Source organism: Micromonospora sp. SYSU B005 (assembly GCF_055362685.1).
Window position 1 is genome coordinate 79,415 of the sequence record NZ_JAXCFU010000005.1, and the last position, 15,156, is coordinate 94,570.

Sequence of the window (15,156 nt, forward strand, 5' to 3'; positions counted from 1 at the left end):
GATGCGGACTCGCAAGCGCGCGCCAACCCACCCCGGCGGACCAGCGATGAACTCCCGTTCCCGCTGGCTACGGGATGGGATCACTTGCTGACAACCCGCGTACTGTAGCCCTCCGGCGTGGCGGAGGTCACACCGAGGGGGCACCGTGTCTCGATGATCTTCGTAACTGTGTTATGCGAAGAAATCTGATATATGGCACGGCCAATACGACGAGGCCGCGCTCCCCTCTCGGGGAACGCGGCCTGCGTGTGCGAATCGGGTCAGGCGCGGCCGGCCGGCCAGGACATCCGCACCTCGGTGCCGACGCCGTCCTCGACCGGGCGGACCTGGAGGTCCTCCACGAAACCGGCGAGCAGCGCGAAGCCCACGCCGGTGGTGAGCGCGTCCTCGCTGAGCGACTCCTTGGCCAGCTCGTCCGGGCCGAGCGCGGCCAGGCCGAGACCCGCCTCGATCGGAGCCCGGTCCACCACCCGGACCGTGTAGCCGCCGCCGTCGGACATCTCCACGTACACCGGGTCGGCCAGGCCGTACTGCCGGTGCAGCGCCACCGCCCGGGTGCACGCCTCACCGATGGCCAGGCGCACCTCGTCCAGCAGGTCCTCGCGTACGCCGGCCCGCCGGGCCACCGCGACGCCGACCAGGCGGGCGGTGCGCACGTGCACCGGGGCCGGAGAGAAGGACAGCTTGACGGTCGCCATCACGCGCCGGTGGAGTCGGCGGCGATGGCCGCGTCGACCGTCGGATGCAGAGGGAAGACCTGGTCCAGGGCGGTGATCCGGAAGATCTTGAGCAGCGGCTCCTTGTCGCAGACCAGCGCGAACGAGCCACCGGCCGAGCGCAGCCGCTTGAGCGCGCCGACGAGCACACCCAGCCCGGTCGAGTCGAGGAAGTCCACCCGGCCGAGGTCGACCACCACGTGGCGGGCCCCGCCGTCGATCAACTCCAGGAGCCGTTCCCGCAGGCGGGGGGCGGTGTAGACATCCACCTCACCACCGACCTCGAGCACCGTGTGCTCCCCCACGGCGCGGGTCGCCAGCGACAGCTCCATCGGTCCCTCCTCGGTAAACTCTCCTGGGCATCTAACCATCCCCCCGTGCGGCCCTCTCGGGTCACCGGCCACGCCCTCCCCCATACCCCCACCCTGCGGTTCCCAATTCCGAACACCAGTGCGAGAGTGCAGGACGTGACCGACCACAGCCCCGGCCCGCGGCGTGCGCCGGGCGAGCTGCTGCGCCGGTTGCGGCTGCGTCACCCCACCGACCCGGTCACCCACGTCGAACGCGTCCCGGCCCGCGCCGGCGAGCCGGTCGGGTGGCCCGGCTGGGCGCCGGAGGAACTGCGGGCGGCGTTCGCGCGCCGCGGCGTCACCGCCCCGTGGCGGCACCAGGCCGAGGCCGCCGAGCTGGCGTACGCGGGCCGGCACGTGGTGGTCGCCACCGGCACGGCGTCCGGCAAGTCCCTGGCGTACCAGCTCCCCGCACTGAGCACGCTGCTCGCCGACCCGCGCGCCACGGTCCTCTACCTGGCGCCGACCAAGGCGCTCGCCGCCGACCAGCTCCGAGCCGTCGCCGGTCTCGAACTCGACGGGGTACGCCCCGCCACCTACGACGGGGACACTCCGCGCGCCGAGCGGGAGTGGATCCGCCGGCACTCCCGGTTCGTGCTGACCAACCCGGACATGCTGCACCACGGCATCCTTCCCGGGCACGCCCACTGGTCCGGGTTCCTGCGACGGCTCGCGTACGTGGTGGTCGACGAGTGCCACACCTACCGGGGCGTCTTCGGCTCACACGTCGCGCACGTACTGCGGCGGTTGCGGCGGCAGTGCGCCCGCTTCGGGCGTACCCCCGTGTTTCTCCTGGCCTCGGCCACGTCGGGTGACCCGGCGGCGGCGGCCGGGCGGCTCACCGGCCTGCCAGTCACCGCCGTCACCGAGGACACGTCGCCGCGCGGCGGGGTGACGTTCGCGCTCTGGGAGCCGCCGCTGCTGCCGCCCACCGATTCGTCAGTCGACGCCGACCTCGTCCAGGTCCGGCGCTCGGCGCTGCGGGAGACCGCCGACCTGCTCGCCGACAGCGTGGTCGAGGGGGTACGCACGCTCGCGTTCGTACGGTCCCGCCGGGGCGCCGAGGTGGTCGCAGCGAACGCCCGGCGGTCGCTCGACGAGGCGGTGCCCGGGCTGGGCGACCGGGTGGCCGCCTACCGGGCCGGCTACCTGCGCGAGGAGCGCCGCGAGCTGGAACGGGCGCTGCTGCACGGCGACCTGCTCGGCCTCGCCTCCACGAACGCCCTCGAACTCGGCGTCGACCTGGTCGGGCTGGACGCGGTGCTGATCTGCGGCTGGCCCGGCACCCGCGCGTCACTGTGGCAGCAGGCCGGGCGGGCCGGGCGCTCCGGCGACGAGGCACTCGCCGTGCTGGTGGCGCGGGACGACCCGCTCGACACCTACCTGGTGCACCACCCGGAGGCACTGTTCGGGCGGCCGGTCGAGGCGACGGTGCTCGACCCGGCCAACCCGTACGTGCTCGCGCCGCAACTCGCCTGCGCCGCCCACGAGTCCCCGCTCACCCCGGCCGACCTGGACCTGTTCGGCGAGGGTGCGAAGGAGGCGGTGGACTCGCTGGTCGAGGCGGGGGCGCTGCGGCAGCGGCCCACCGGCTGGTACTGGCGGCACCGGGAACGCCCCGAGGTCGACCTGCGCGGCGAGGGCGGCGCCCCGGTGTGCGTGGTGGAGGTGTCCACCGGCCGCCTGCTCGGCACCGTCGACGGCGGGTCGGCGCACTTCCTGCTGCACACCGGCGCGGTCTACCTGCACCAGGGCGTCTCGTACGTGGTCGACTCGCTCGACCTGGCCGACGGGTGCGCGCTGGTGCACGCCGAGGAGCCGGACTGGTCCACCCACGCCCGCGACGTGACCTCGCTGTCGGTGGTGTCGGTCCGCTCGTACGTGGACGCCGGGCCGGTCGGCCTGTTCCTCGGCGAGGTGGACGTGACCAGCCAGGTGGTGTCTTACCAGCGGCGGCGCATCGCCACCGGCGAGGTGATCGACACCCGGCCGCTCGACCTGCCCGCCCGGGAGTTGCGCACCGTCGCGGTGTGGTTCACGCTCTCCCCCGAGTCGCTGACCGCCGCCGGTGTCGAGGCGGCGGACGTGCCGGGCGCGCTGCACGCCGCCGAGCACGCCGCCATCGGTCTGCTGCCGCTGACGGCGACGTGCGACAGGTGGGACATCGGTGGGCTGTCCACCGCCCTGCACCCGGACACCGAGGCGCCCACCGTCTTCGTCTACGACGGTCACCCCGGCGGCGCGGGTTTCGCCGAGCGGGCGTACGGCACCGCCGCCGCCTGGCTGCGCGCCACCCGGGATGCGATCGCCGAGTGCGGGTGCGAGACCGGGTGCCCGTCGTGCGTCCAGTCCCCGAAGTGCGGCAACGGCAACAACCCGCTGGCCAAGGCGGAGGCGGTGCAGGTCCTCGACGTGGTGCTGACCAACCTCGCCGCTGTCACCGGCCCGGAGGCGGGCGTCGACCCGGGGCGAGGCGAGGTGTTGCCCCGGCAGGGCGACCGGGTGGCCCGCCCGGCCCAGCCAGCCGGTGGCCCACCCGCGTGACCAGGCCGGGTGGGTGGCCTGCCCGTCCGCCAGTTCGGGGAGGTTGCGGTATCGGCGGGTGTTGGACCCAGCCACTTCCCCGAGCTGGTGTCGATCAAGCTGGCTCGGACGGCCTTCCAGAGGCCGGGGTGTCTGGTTTGTGGGACGGGTGCATGAGGGTAGGGCCGTCGGGGCATTGATGTATGGGAGCGCTTCCATGCATCATTTCCGGTAGCGCACAGGTGACCCGAGAGCCGTCCCGCCGGAGGTGCCGCCGTGGCCGACACGATCGCCGAGACCGTCGAGCTGCTCTATACCATCGACCAGGAGAACCTCACGCCCGACCAGCAGATAGCGCTGGGCACCGCGATGGCCACGCTCGCCCAGGCGGAACGGCTGGAGCAGATCAACGAGCGCCTGCGCGGCATCCATCAGGTGCTGAACAGCTGGGCGATGAAGGCCACGGTCGACGGCGGTCGTTGACCTCGCTGACCTTGCGCCTCGCCCGGTGTGCCGGCGGCGTGGTGTGTGGGTGCGATCGGGTGAGCGGTGGTCGGTCTGCTGTGCAAGACTCCGGCGACCCCTCGAAGGAGATCCCATGTCGCCCGACAACCTGCAGGCCCAGCACCGGTTCATCATCCGTCAGCGGCTGCGGATGATGGTCAACCAGTACGAGGTGCACTCGGTCGCGCCCGACGGCTCCGAAGGCGGGCTGCTCGCGTTCGCGCAGCAGAAGCGGCTCGCCTTCAAGGAGCAGGTGACCATCTACACCGATGACTCCAAGCAGTACCCCCTCCTCGGCTTCAAGGCCCGTCAGCGGCTCGACCTCGGTGCCACCTACGACGTGACCGATCACGCGGGCAACCCCATCGGGCTGTTCCGCAAGGACTTCGGCCAGTCGCTGCTGCGCTCGACGTGGCACGTCGAGCAGCCCGGCCTGCCGCCTGCCACCGGGCAGGAGCGCAGCCTGCCGGTGGCGCTGCTGCGCCGGTTCGTCGACTCGCTCTCCTGGCTGCCGTACCACTTCGACTTCATGGCCGGCGGCCAGCCGGTGTTCTCGGTCGACCGCAAGTGGGGCCTGCGGGACCGGTACTCGGTGGAGATCCAGCACCCGCAGATCGACCGCCGGCTGGTGATCGCCATGGCGGTCGGACTGGACGCCCTCCAGTCCCGCTGACCTGGCCCGGCTCTCGGCCTGGCCTGGCTCTCGGCCTGGCCCGGCTCTCGGCTCAGGCGCGGTTTTCGCGTGTCAGGACCGGGCCGGGCCGGCCCGGGACGTCGCGGTGGCGTCCCGGGTCAGTCCCGGCAGCGGCGCGACGCGTACCCGCGCCGTGACGATCAGGTCCAGTCCGTCGACCCGGCACCCGGTCATCCGGCCGCCGTTGGCCGAGACCAGGTCGGCCGCGCGAGCGCAGGCGGCGTCCACGCCGTCGAGTACCCGACCGGCACCGGCCAGCGCACCGAAGTCCGCCGCGTTGCGGGCCTGATGCCGCGCGCACCGGGCCGCCCCGACCGCGGCGCCGAACACCCCGACCAGCACGAACACCAGTCCGATCGCGAGCAGGCACACGGTCGCGCCGCCTCGGTCGGCCGAGGACGTCCGCACGACAGGCTCCCTGCACTCCCCTCTCCCCACGGGCCCGCTCGCCCCGAGCCTGCTCGTGACCGGCAGCCCTTCCATGATCAACCGACGTGAGGACAGGTCGGCCGTAGAGCTGCCGGCTCTCACGGCACCGGGCCCGGCGCGCCGGGTTCCACGGCGGCCACCGCCTCCGCCGACACGACCAGCCGGGGCAGCCGCGTACCGAACGTCCGGACCGGTGCCCGGACCGTCGCCGTGACCCGATCACCGGCCACCGTCACGGCCACTTCGGCGCCGTCCGGGGCGTACCGGGTTCCGGCGACCGCGCCGGACTCGCCCCGGGCCGCGGCGAGAGCCGCCTCCCGGGCCGCGTCGACGCACGCGACCCGGGTACCCACCGCGTTCACCGCGGTCAGCCCGGCGACGAGGAGCAGCATGAGCGCCGGCAGGCCGGCCGCCAACTCGGCGGTGAACGAGCCCCGTTCGCACGCGACCCGCGAGCGCCACCCGCGCCACGGCGCCCCGGCCCGGCGGCCGACGGTGTCCCGGGCGGGCTCGGTCGACACGTCGGGCGGTTGGAGCGACCGGCCACCACGGCCGGCCCGCCGGCGCCCGGTCACTTCAGGGCCCGGTCGATGACGGCGGTCAGCGCGGACTGCACGTTGCCGGAGGTCAGCACCTTCAGCAGGATCCCGGCGAAGGCGACCGCCGCGAGGGTGCCCACCGCGTACTCGGCGGTGTTCATACCCGCGTCACCTCGTAGGCGGGTGAGGAGCTTGCGCATGTCGTACGTCCTTTCTCGATGGTTCACAGCACGTCGCCGAGAACGGCGACGATCACCGGCACCAGACCGGCGAGAATGAAGGCGGGCAGGAAGCACAGCCCGAGCGGCAGCACGATGAGCACACCCGCGCGACGGGCCGCCGCCTCGGCCGCCGTCGACCGTTCGGCACGCAGGTCGTCGGCCAGCCGGGTCAGCGCGCGGGCCAGGGCGGCGCCGCTGTTCGACGAGCGGACGGCCGCCGCCACCACGGGTTCGGCACCGGCGACGCCGTCCAGGTGCGCCCACGCCTCGCCGGGGCCGCCGCCGAGCCGGAGCGTGCGGCCGACCCGGCCGAGCCGATCCGCGAGTGGCCCGCCGAGCGCCTCGGCGACGGCCAGCACCGAGCGGTCGACCGGTGCGCCCGCCCGCAGCGCGGCGGCCAGCAGGTCAGCGGCCAGCGGCAGGTCGGCGGTCTCCCGCAGTCGCCGTTCCCGGGCGGCGCGCGGCTCGATCCGGCGCAGCAGACGGTCGGCGACGACACCGGCCAGCAGCCCGAGGACCACGCCCGTCACCCCGCCAACCACCACGGCCACGGCGACCCCGGCCAGCGCTGCGCCGAGGCGTACCCGATCCGGCCACCACGCCGGGCGAGTCGGCGGCGGCGCCGGGGCGAGCCGGCGCAGCCGCCGTACCGGGCGGACGACCGGACCGGCGACGACCAGGAGCGACGCGGCGCCGCCGAGGCAGACGGCGGCCAGCACCTGGCGCGACATCAGGCGGCCCGCCCGGGCGTGACACCGAGGCGCTCGGCCCAGAGCAAACCGCCGACCTGCAACACGACTGCCGCCACCGCGCTACCCGCACCCACCGGCGTGTGCAGGAGCACCGCCACCGGGTCCACCCCGATGCCGTAGCCGAGTCCGATCCCGCCGAGCGGCAACGCGGCGAGCAGCCAGGCGGTCGCCCGCGCCCCCGCGGCCTGGGCGGCGGCAGCGGCAAGTCCCCGGTCGGCGGCGCGGGCGTCGGCCTCGATCCGTTCCAGCAGATCGGCCAGCGGCGCGCCGGTCCGGTCAGCCAGCCTTCCGGCGGCTCGGGCCAGCCGCGCGACGCGTCCCGGGCCGTCGTCGACACCGCCGTCGGCGGGTAGCCCGGCCCGCAGGTCGGCGGCGACGGCGGCGAGCCGGTCGAGATCGCGGCGGTGCGCGAGGGCGGCCGTCCGGTGGGTACGCCGGCGCAGCACCGCCCGGGCCCCGAGCACGCCATAGGCGGCGAGCACCACGGCTGCCACCGGGCCACCGAGCAGCGCCCCGGTCACGGCGCCACCCAGCGCCGCCACCGGCAGCACGCGTCCGGCGGAGAGCGCCGGAGCAGGAGACGATGCCGCAGCGGGTGTCACCGGAAGCGGCACGAGCTCGGTCCACCGCCGTATCTGGTGCCCGGGGCGACGCCGCTCCCGGCCTCGGCCGGGCGGACGGGCGGACGCATTCGGCCCGGAGTCGAGCGGCCGCCGCGGGGCTTCCGGGGACGCTGCACGCGCGCCCTTCGCCCGCTCGGCCGGGGTACCCGCCTCGCCCAGGACCGCCAGCCGCCGGGCGCGACCGGCCCGTACCGGCCAGGCGACGGCTACCGCCGCGGCGGCCAGGAGCAGGACCGCAGGCCAGAGGTGGCCGGTCACGACGGTTCCGCCGGGGTGGGCCACGCCGCCTGGAGGATCGGGGGCACCGGCGTTCCCCGCTCGCGCACCAGGTCGGCGAGCGCCCGGGCCGCCGGACCGAGACCTCTGCCTCGCACCCAGGCCGGCACCACTCTCACCACCCGGTCGGGCCCGTCGGGCAGCAGCAGGCCGATGGAGTCCAGGACGCGTCCCTCGCCGGTGCGGCGGAGCTGCAGGACGACCTGCAACGCGGCGGCGACCTGGGCGTGCAGCGCGAGCCGGGGCAGGCCGCCGAGCATCCCCAGCGCCTCCAGCCGGGCCGGAACGTCGGCCGGGGCGTTCGCGTGCAGCGTCCCCGCCCCGCCGTCGTGGCCGGTGTTCAACGCGGCCAGCAGGTCGACCACCTCGGCGCCCCGGCACTCGCCCACCACCAGCCGGTCGGGCCGCATCCGCAGCGCCTGCCGGACCAGGTCACCGAGCCCGACGGCACCGGCACCCTCGACGTTCGCCGTCCGCGCCTGCAGGCCGATCACGTGCGGGTGCACCGGGCGCAGCTCGGCGGCGTCCTCCACCAGCACGATCCGCTCGGTGCCGGGCACGAGTCCGAGCAGCGTGTTGAGCAGCGTCGTCTTGCCGGATCCGGTGCCGCCGCTGACCAGGTACGCGAGGCGGGCCGCCACGAGTGCGGCGAGCAGTGGGGCGACCGGCCGGGGCACTGTGCCCCGCTCGACGAGTTCGTCGAGGGTGAACGGCCGCTGCCGGAAGGTACGAAGCGACAGGTAGGGGCCGTCGGTCGCCACCGGAGGCAGCACCGCGTGCAGCCGGGTGCCGTCGGGCAGGCGCGCGTCGGCGTACGGCGAGGCGTCGTCGAGCCGGCGACCGGCCGCCGAAGTGAGGCGCTGCGCCAACCGGCGTACGTCGTCGAGCGTGCCCAGCGGCACGGCGACCTGCTGTAGTCCCCGACCCCTGTCGACCCAGACCCGCACCCCGTTCACCAGTACGTCGGTGACCTGCGGGTCGGCGAGCAGCGGTGCCAGTGGACCGGCGCCGACCAGGTCGTCGTGCACCCGGTCGGCGATCCGCAGCAGCGTGGTGTCACCAAGGACCGCAGTCGCCGGTTCGGCGCGAACCGCGGAGACGATCGCCGCGGGCGTGACCGAGGTGGCCTCGGCGGCGAACCGGTGCCGGACCCGCGCGGCCAGTTCCCCCGGGTCGGCGGGCGTGGTCACGCCGCACCCGCGGCGGACGACCCGACCAGCTCGTCCACGAGCCGCTGGCACAGCGCGGCGAGCGGCCCCTTCCCACTCGCGCCCGGCGCCTCGCCCCGCTCCAGCCCACGGCACAGCCCGGGCTCGGGTCGCAGCGTGCCGGCGAGCGGCAGCCCCAGCGCCCGGGACACCTCGGCCGCGCGCAGCCGACCGGGCGCCGGACCTCGCACGATGACAGACAGGTCGACGCAGTGCGGCGCGGCGACGGCGGCGACCCGGGCCGCGGCGGCCGCCGCCCGCAGCTCGGCCGGTACGACGAGCAACGCGCGGTCGGCGGCCTGGAGCGCGACCACCGACGCGTCGTCGAGGTGCCGGGGCAGGTCGAGCACGACCAGGTCCCGCCCGCGCCGGCCGGCGTCGACGGTGGCGGCCATCGCCTCGGCCGGCAGGTGCCGCAGGTCGCCCCGATCCCAGGAGAGCACCACCAGGTCGCCCCGGCTGGGCAGCGCACGGATCAGCGACGGCGGGTCGACCCGCCCGTCCGTGCCGGCCAGCTCGGGCCAGCGCAACCCGTCGAGCTGCTCCCAGCCGAGCACCAGGTCGAGACCACCGCCGAGGGGGTCGGCGTCGACGAGCAGCGTGCGGAGCCGGGACCGGGCCGCGCTGACGGCGAGCCCACCTGCCAGCACGCTGGCTCCGGCGCCGCCCCGGCCGCCGAGGACGGCCACCACCCGGCCCTGACCCGGGCCCGCCGGACCGGCCACGCACTCGGCGAACCGGTCGACCAGCCAGGGCTCGGCCGCCGGCAACGTCGCCACGTGCTCGGCGCCGATGAGTTCGGCCAACTCCGTACCCGGGTCGAGCTCTCCGGAGCGACCGACCAGGACCGTGCGGGCGCGGCGGGGAAGGCGCGCCCGCAGGCAGGCCGCCGCCTGGTCGGCGCCGATGAGCACCAGCGGCGCCGGGGCCCAGCGGGCCCGGGCGGCGGCCGGATCGGCCGCCAGCTCGACCTCGGTGCCGCCGGCCGCCGCGAGTCGCAACAGCTCGTCGAGAAGGTCGCCGTCGGAGGTGACGAGCAGGGGCAGGCGACGGTACGGCGGGAGCGGGGTACGGGGCGGCATGGCGGCCTCCATCAGTCGAACTCGGACGTGCCGCGGTGCAGCCTGCCCGGCCGGGGGAGGTGAGACAGGTGCCCTGTGGACAACGGAGGGCGTTGTGGACAGACCTCGGTGGCCCGGTTGATCTGCTATGCGCCGGAGACGGGAACAACGAGTGGCCCGTCGGCCATTGACGACGGGGACGATCAGTAACGGATAATCGGGGCCCCTCGCCGCTCGATGAACGGCACCGGCTTGCGGAATCGAGGCCATGACCGATTCACCGCACCCCCTCACGCCCCCCTCGGTACGACCCCACTCACGGTCCGCCCACACAGCCGGAAGCGAGATCTGGCTCCGCGATCCGTCGCCGACACTGCTCGCCGCCATCGCCATCGGACTCGTGGTCGTGGTGCTGGCGAGCATCGTCAGCATCTTCGCCGCACCCCGTCGCCCCGACCTCCCGCCGCCGCTCGAAGGCCAGGCGATCCTGGCATCCCCGACGAGGGCGGGGTCGGTGACGGAGACGCCCGCCGAGTCCTACGCACCGCCGTCGGTGTCGTTCTCCAGCCGTGCCGTGCCGCCCAGCCGCACCGCCGCACCGACCCGCCGCCCCACCCCGAGCAGCCGGCCGGCCTCGTCGAAGCCCACGCCTCCCCGGCCGAAGCCGCCGGTGGTCGGGCCCGGGGAACTGGACCCGCTGCCGGCCTCGCGTGAGTCGCGGCTGCGCTCGCACGGCGGTGGTCCGTCGACCTTCATCGACTTCGTCAACGCCCGGGAGTCGACAGTCGTGGTCCACTGGATCAACTACGACGGCCGTCGACAGCAGTACGCGGTTCTGCGCCCCGGGCAGTCCTACCGGCAGCAGACGTACGTCGGTCATCCGTGGGTCGTGGCCGATGAGCGAGGCCGAGGCTTGGTGTGCTTCGAGCCGGACCGGCGGACGCTGCGCGCGGTGATCCGGTAACTCCCTTGCCGGGCCCGACCGGCGGCTGCGACGCTCCGTCGGGTGATCGACAAGCCGGACATCGACGAGCGGACGCTGGCGGCCGAGGTCGCCGCCGCCTGGTCGGTGGACGTCGTCGACCTGGTGTTCATGCCGGTCGGACTCGACGGGCAGGCGTGGGCGTACCGGGTGGAGACGTCCGACGGCGGGCGCTGCTTCCTGAAGGTGCGGCGGGGCGACTTCACGCCGGCCGCCGTCCTGCTGCCCGGCTTCCTCCGGGCGCAGGGCCTTCGGCAGGTGGTCGCGCCGCTGGACCTTCCCGACGGTGGCGCCGGGCGCGGGTACGGAGACTATCGACTACTGCTCTACCCGTTCCACTACGGCGGCAGCCTGTGGGGGCGCGGCCTCACCGACCGCCAGTGGATCGAGTACGGCGAGTTCCTGGGCCGGCTGCACCGGGTCACGCCGAGCGCGGAGGTAGCAGCCGTCCTGCCGGCCGAGACCTACCGATCGGGTGCGGGCCAGCGGCTGCGGACCTTCGGCCGGCGGGCCGCGACGAGCGAGACCCTGGGCGCCTTCTGGAAGCGGTACGGCGCCGCGTTGCACCGGTTGGCGGAGACCGTCGACGACCTGGCGTCGCGCGTGACGCCGGGGCAGCACGTCATCTGCCACGCGGACATCCATCCGGGCAACCTCATCGCCGACGGCGACGGTCCCCTGCACGTCGTGGACTGGGACGCACCGATCCTCGCGCCGCGCGAGCGGGACCTGATGTTCGTCTACAGCACCGACTTCGGCGATCACCCGATCGACGCGCGCCGGGCCGAACTCTTCCGCGAAGGCTACGGACCGCTGGAGCCGGACCCGGTCCTGCTGAGTTACTACCGCGGTGAGCGGCACCTCGACGACGTCGCGGCGTTTCTGGGCAGCATCCTCGATCCGGAGGCCAGTGCGGAGTCCCGGGCCAACGATCTGCACTGGCTCACCCGTATCGCCGAGGCGGTCGCCGGCCCCGGGTACGCGTCCTGAGGTCGATGCGGAACGCTCAGCGGGGGTGGCATCGCCTGGAGTGCCTTCGCCCGGCTGACGATTACTCTGTCGCCCTGCATGATGGCTGACGCTGAGGGAGTGCCGGTGCACCAGAGCTCTCGGCCACGCGAAGGGACAGTCCGAGGTCTTTCCCTACCCGCGACGCTGGTCAACTTGCTGGAGCAGGGCCTTTGGCGAAACCCCGGTGCCGAGGTGCTCCAAGAGGTCATGCCATGGTTCAGAGATCCCCTGATGTTTCCCGGCAGTCTCGACCGGATGCGGTTCGAGAACGAAGCCTTGGATCTCTTCGCCGACGACGCACCGTTGTCGCAGCTCTTTCGAGTGACCCGCGGCAGCCGGATGAATCGCCCTTCCGATCTGCCGTGGCTGGATGCTGAGCGTGCGGTCCTCATCGCGGTCAACCGAGACCCCGGAGACGACGTCGCCCTCGCGCTCGACTACCGAACCGATGTCACCGACCCGAGGGTCGTCGCCAGTGACTTCTGGACCGACCCGAGCCGATGTTCCTGGCGGCTGGTGGCGCCCAGCTTCACGCAGCTCATGTCGATGCTCGGCCACACCTGACCGACGCGCACTACGGGTGCATCCGCTGCCGATCCCTTCCGCCCCACAAGCCCGAAGGCCCAACGACAAAGTCCAGCCCCGAACCCCAGAATCGACACGCGTCCGCCGACTGATCTGCGCCACGCGCCGGCCGGGCCGGGATCGTGCGGTTGGCTCGGTTGACGTGCGCCGACCGACGGAGGTGGTCCGCCCGATACCCTGCGTCGGTGATCCGACGGCCACCTCATAAGGCAAGCCGCTCACATGGGCTGGGTCGTGCCGCGGACGAGGCGAAAGAGGGGTGGAGGGCCGCCGGCCTGGATGAACTACACGTCATCTGGAACGACGCGGCCGACTACGGCGCTGATGGCGAGGCGCCCGAGGGCACTCCACTCGGCATCGTGCACCTTTCGTACCTGCTGCGCGTCTACAACTCAGCGATGGGTGGTGGCGTGGGCTTCGCTGTCGAGGTGAACGAGGCATTCCGTCTCAGACGAGCCGTGGACGCGATGCGGTACTTCGGATTGGCGGACCTCGCCGAGCTGGTCGTGGAGCTCATTGAGCACGACGTGGACACCGGCCACGTTGGGTCCAGGCATGATGATCTGGAGGCTGGCCTTCAAGGCGAGGTTCTGGAGAGAGCGTTCAGGATCAAAGCTGCCGAAAGGCCCGCCGATTTCGGCCTGGAATGACGAGGAAGGGCTGTGGCCCGCGGCGGAGCGCCCCGCGCAAAGGGACGACCCCCGTCGGGGGGAGACGGGGGTCGTCTTGTGGTTCGGCTCCGGGGGGGTCGAGCCGAACCGACTCAGCGGTTACGGGGGGTGCAACCGCCGAGGCCCATCGACGCCGGGTATGCGAACTCCCGCCGCGAGGACAAGCATGCCGCAGTCGACCCTTATACGTCGAGTGTTGTTCACTCCACGCAAAGCTAAATTCATCGATAGCTGCCTGTGACCGCCGTCACTCCACCGGGTGCTCATCGGCTTTCGCGACCCGGGCGGACGCCTCGACGCCTCTCGTCGGGCTAGACTTTCGCGCCGTGGGCCGCAGCGCCGCTTTCTTCGATCTCGACAAGACCGTCATCGCCAAGTCGAGCGCCCTGGCGTTCGGTCGGCCGTTCTACCGGGACGGGCTGATCACTCGGCGTGACGTGGTCAAGTCGGCGTACGCGCAGTTGATGTTCCGGCTGGGCGGCACCGACGAGCAGACCATGGCCCGCACCCGGGACTACCTCGCCACGCTCTGCAAGGGCTGGCCGGTGGAACAGGTCCGCCAGATCGTCGCGGAGACACTCCACGAACTGATCAACCCCTATGTGTACGCCGAGGCGGCAGCCCTCATCGAGGAGCACCAGGCCGCCGGGCGGGACGTGGTGCTGGTCTCCGCGTCCGGCGACGAGATGGTCCGGCCGATCGGTGAGCTGCTCGGGGTCACCGACGTGATCGCCACCCGGATGGGCGTGGTGGACGGCCGCTACAGCGGCGAGGTCGAGTTCTACGCCGCCGGCCCGAGCAAGGTCGAGGCGGTCAGCGAACTGGCTCTTGAGCGCGACTACGACCTGGCCGACTCGTACGCGTACTCCGACTCGTACTCCGATCGGCCGTTGCTGGAGTGCGTGGGGCATCCGACGGTGGTCAACCCGGACCGGGCGCTGCGCAAGCTGGCGGTGGAGAACGCGTGGCCGGTGCTGGAGTTCCGGCACCCGATCCCGCTGGGCCGCCGGCTGCGTGAGCGGCCGGCGGTGCCGGTCGCGGCGGCGGCACTCGGCGTGGGCGTCGGCGTGGCCATCGGCATCGCCTGGTACGGCCGGCACCGGCGCACCCGCGCCGCCGCACCCACCGCCTGACGCCTCGCGCCCGTCAGGACGCGGCGAGGATCTCGTCTCCGATCAGCGTGATCTGGTCGGCGCCGACCTCCACCGCCGTCATGTAGTGCCGCAGCCAGGAGCGCAGGCCGTCGGGCGTGCCGGTGGCGAACGCGCCGGCCGCGCCCACGTACTCCGGTTCGCGCTCGCGGTGACCGACGTCCACCGCGACCAGCCCGCGGGGGTCGAAACCGGTGGAGATCAGCACCAGCCGGGCGGCGGCGCGGGCCACCACCCCGGACGGGCCCGGGAACGGGCGCAGGTTCAGCAGCTCGCCGTGTACGACGGCGGCCAGCACCAGCGGTGGCACCTTGGTGCCGCCGGCGACCAGGGCGGCCAGGCCGTCGAGGCGGGCCGCGACCACCGGGTCGGCGACCGGCCGACCCAGTTCCTCCTCGGTCACCACGTCGCGGGCGGCGAGTACGTGCAGCCGGGCCATCACCTGCCGGGGGGCCTTCGGCCAGAGGTCGCTGAGGCCGGGCAGTGCCCCGGCGACCCGCAGCGCACCCTGGAGCACCGGGTCGGTGACGGTGCCGGCGCGTACCTCCTCGCGGTCGTGGACGCGGCCCTCCAGCGCGGCGCTGGCCACGGCGGAGCGGAGGCTGACCTCGGCGGCGACCTGGCCGCCCTGGCGGCGCAGCGCGCGGTGCCGGTGGGCCAGGTCGACCCGCTCGCGGGCCTGCTCGACGGCGGTGGCGACGTCGGCGAGCGCGAGCAGCGGGGCGAGCGGATCGGTGGTCACCCCGTCACGCTAGCGACCGCCGGGCCGGTATCCGCCTCCGCCCGCCGGGAAAGTGACGCCGTCGGCGTCGCGCGGTGCACTCGGCGCGGGGACGGGGCCGCTCGGCGCGCGGTGAGGG

At 73.8% G+C, this 15,156-nt stretch carries 18 protein-coding genes; 8 read left to right on the forward strand and 10 right to left on the reverse strand.

Features of this window, described 5'->3' with window-relative positions; translation table 11 throughout:
• Window positions 1-260: 260 nt before the first annotated feature.
• Both SM452_RS13990 and SM452_RS13995 read right to left on the reverse strand, forming a co-directional pair.
• Window positions 261-698 (reverse strand): ATP-binding protein, encoded by a 438-nt coding sequence (locus SM452_RS13990; protein WP_262015346.1) that lies wholly within the window; start codon window positions 696-698, stop codon window positions 261-263.
• A complete protein-coding gene (locus SM452_RS13995) occupies window positions 698-1,048 on the reverse strand; it encodes an STAS domain-containing protein (protein WP_013283649.1) in 351 nt (116 codons plus the stop codon). Before SM452_RS13995 ends, SM452_RS13990 begins: the two co-directional genes overlap by 1 nt.
• A 135-nt stretch (window positions 1,049-1,183) precedes the next feature.
• Here SM452_RS13995 and SM452_RS14000 point away from each other — a divergent pair, with 135 nt between their 5' ends.
• The 3 genes from SM452_RS14000 to SM452_RS14010 all read left to right on the forward strand — a co-directional run bounded on the left by SM452_RS14000 (window position 1,184) and on the right by SM452_RS14010 (window position 4,766).
• Entirely contained in the window at window positions 1,184-3,610 is a 2,427-nt protein-coding gene (locus SM452_RS14000; RefSeq protein WP_463840062.1) for a DEAD/DEAH box helicase, read from the forward strand.
• Between the two features lie 255 nt (window positions 3,611-3,865).
• Window positions 3,866-4,072, forward strand: coding sequence for a hypothetical protein (locus SM452_RS14005; RefSeq protein WP_013283647.1), 207 nt, complete (start codon window positions 3,866-3,868; stop codon window positions 4,070-4,072).
• Window positions 4,073-4,187: 115 nt separating this feature from the next.
• Complete coding sequence (locus tag SM452_RS14010; protein WP_463840063.1) at window positions 4,188-4,766, forward strand: LURP-one-related family protein; 579 nt, start codon at window positions 4,188-4,190, stop codon at window positions 4,764-4,766.
• A 72-nt stretch (window positions 4,767-4,838) separates the two neighbouring features.
• Here SM452_RS14010 and SM452_RS14015 read toward each other — a convergent pair whose 3' ends face one another.
• From SM452_RS14015 to ssd, 7 genes are read right to left on the reverse strand one after another with little or no spacing between them, the layout of a single operon-like run.
• On the reverse strand, window positions 4,839-5,270 hold the full coding sequence (locus tag SM452_RS14015; protein ID WP_410054951.1) for an Rv3654c family TadE-like protein: 432 nt from the start codon (window positions 5,268-5,270) through the stop codon (window positions 4,839-4,841).
• A gap of 44 nt (window positions 5,271-5,314) precedes the next feature.
• Window positions 5,315-5,737, reverse strand: a complete 423-nt coding sequence (locus SM452_RS14020; RefSeq protein WP_135242919.1) for a TadE family type IV pilus minor pilin — start codon at window positions 5,735-5,737, stop codon at window positions 5,315-5,317.
• Window positions 5,738-5,787: 50 nt separating this feature from the next.
• On the reverse strand, window positions 5,788-5,955 hold the full coding sequence (locus SM452_RS14025) for a DUF4244 domain-containing protein (protein ID WP_013283643.1): 168 nt from the start codon (window positions 5,953-5,955) through the stop codon (window positions 5,788-5,790).
• Window positions 5,956-5,978: 23 nt separating this feature from the next.
• Window positions 5,979-6,707 carry a type II secretion system F family protein gene (locus tag SM452_RS14030; protein ID WP_262015343.1) on the reverse strand — a complete coding sequence of 243 codons (729 nt, stop codon included), beginning with the start codon at window positions 6,705-6,707 and terminating at the stop codon, window positions 5,979-5,981.
• Window positions 6,707-7,609: a hypothetical protein gene (locus tag SM452_RS14035; RefSeq protein WP_463840064.1), complete on the reverse strand. Its 903-nt coding sequence runs from the start codon at window positions 7,607-7,609 to the stop codon at window positions 6,707-6,709. Before SM452_RS14035 ends, SM452_RS14030 begins: the two co-directional genes overlap by 1 nt.
• Entirely contained in the window at window positions 7,606-8,817 is a 1,212-nt protein-coding gene (locus tag SM452_RS14040; protein ID WP_355511983.1) for a TadA family conjugal transfer-associated ATPase, read from the reverse strand. Before SM452_RS14040 ends, SM452_RS14035 begins: the two co-directional genes overlap by 4 nt.
• A complete protein-coding gene (gene ssd, locus SM452_RS14045; RefSeq protein ID WP_463840065.1) occupies window positions 8,814-9,917 on the reverse strand; it encodes a septum site-determining protein Ssd in 1,104 nt (367 codons plus the stop codon). Before ssd ends, SM452_RS14040 begins: the two co-directional genes overlap by 4 nt.
• A gap of 493 nt (window positions 9,918-10,410) precedes the next feature.
• Between ssd and SM452_RS14050 the strand changes: the two genes are divergently transcribed.
• From SM452_RS14050 to SM452_RS14070, 5 genes are all read left to right on the forward strand, one after another.
• A complete protein-coding gene (locus SM452_RS14050; protein ID WP_355511986.1) occupies window positions 10,411-10,860 on the forward strand; it encodes a VHL beta domain-containing protein in 450 nt (149 codons plus the stop codon).
• 42 nt (window positions 10,861-10,902) lie between these two features.
• On the forward strand, window positions 10,903-11,868 hold the full coding sequence (locus tag SM452_RS14055) for a phosphotransferase enzyme family protein (protein WP_463840066.1): 966 nt from the start codon (window positions 10,903-10,905) through the stop codon (window positions 11,866-11,868).
• Window positions 11,869-12,042: 174 nt separating this feature from the next.
• A complete protein-coding gene (locus tag SM452_RS14060; RefSeq protein ID WP_262015338.1) occupies window positions 12,043-12,453 on the forward strand; it encodes a hypothetical protein in 411 nt (136 codons plus the stop codon).
• A gap of 206 nt (window positions 12,454-12,659) precedes the next feature.
• A complete protein-coding gene (locus SM452_RS14065) occupies window positions 12,660-13,124 on the forward strand; it encodes a hypothetical protein (RefSeq protein WP_262015337.1) in 465 nt (154 codons plus the stop codon).
• A 347-nt stretch (window positions 13,125-13,471) separates the two neighbouring features.
• A complete protein-coding gene (locus tag SM452_RS14070; protein WP_262015336.1) occupies window positions 13,472-14,278 on the forward strand; it encodes an HAD family hydrolase in 807 nt (268 codons plus the stop codon).
• A gap of 13 nt (window positions 14,279-14,291) precedes the next feature.
• Here the strand turns inward: SM452_RS14070 and SM452_RS14075 are convergent, their stop codons facing one another.
• A complete protein-coding gene (locus tag SM452_RS14075; protein ID WP_135242913.1) occupies window positions 14,292-15,038 on the reverse strand; it encodes a Fic family protein in 747 nt (248 codons plus the stop codon).
• Between the last annotated feature and the right edge of the window lie 118 nt (window positions 15,039-15,156).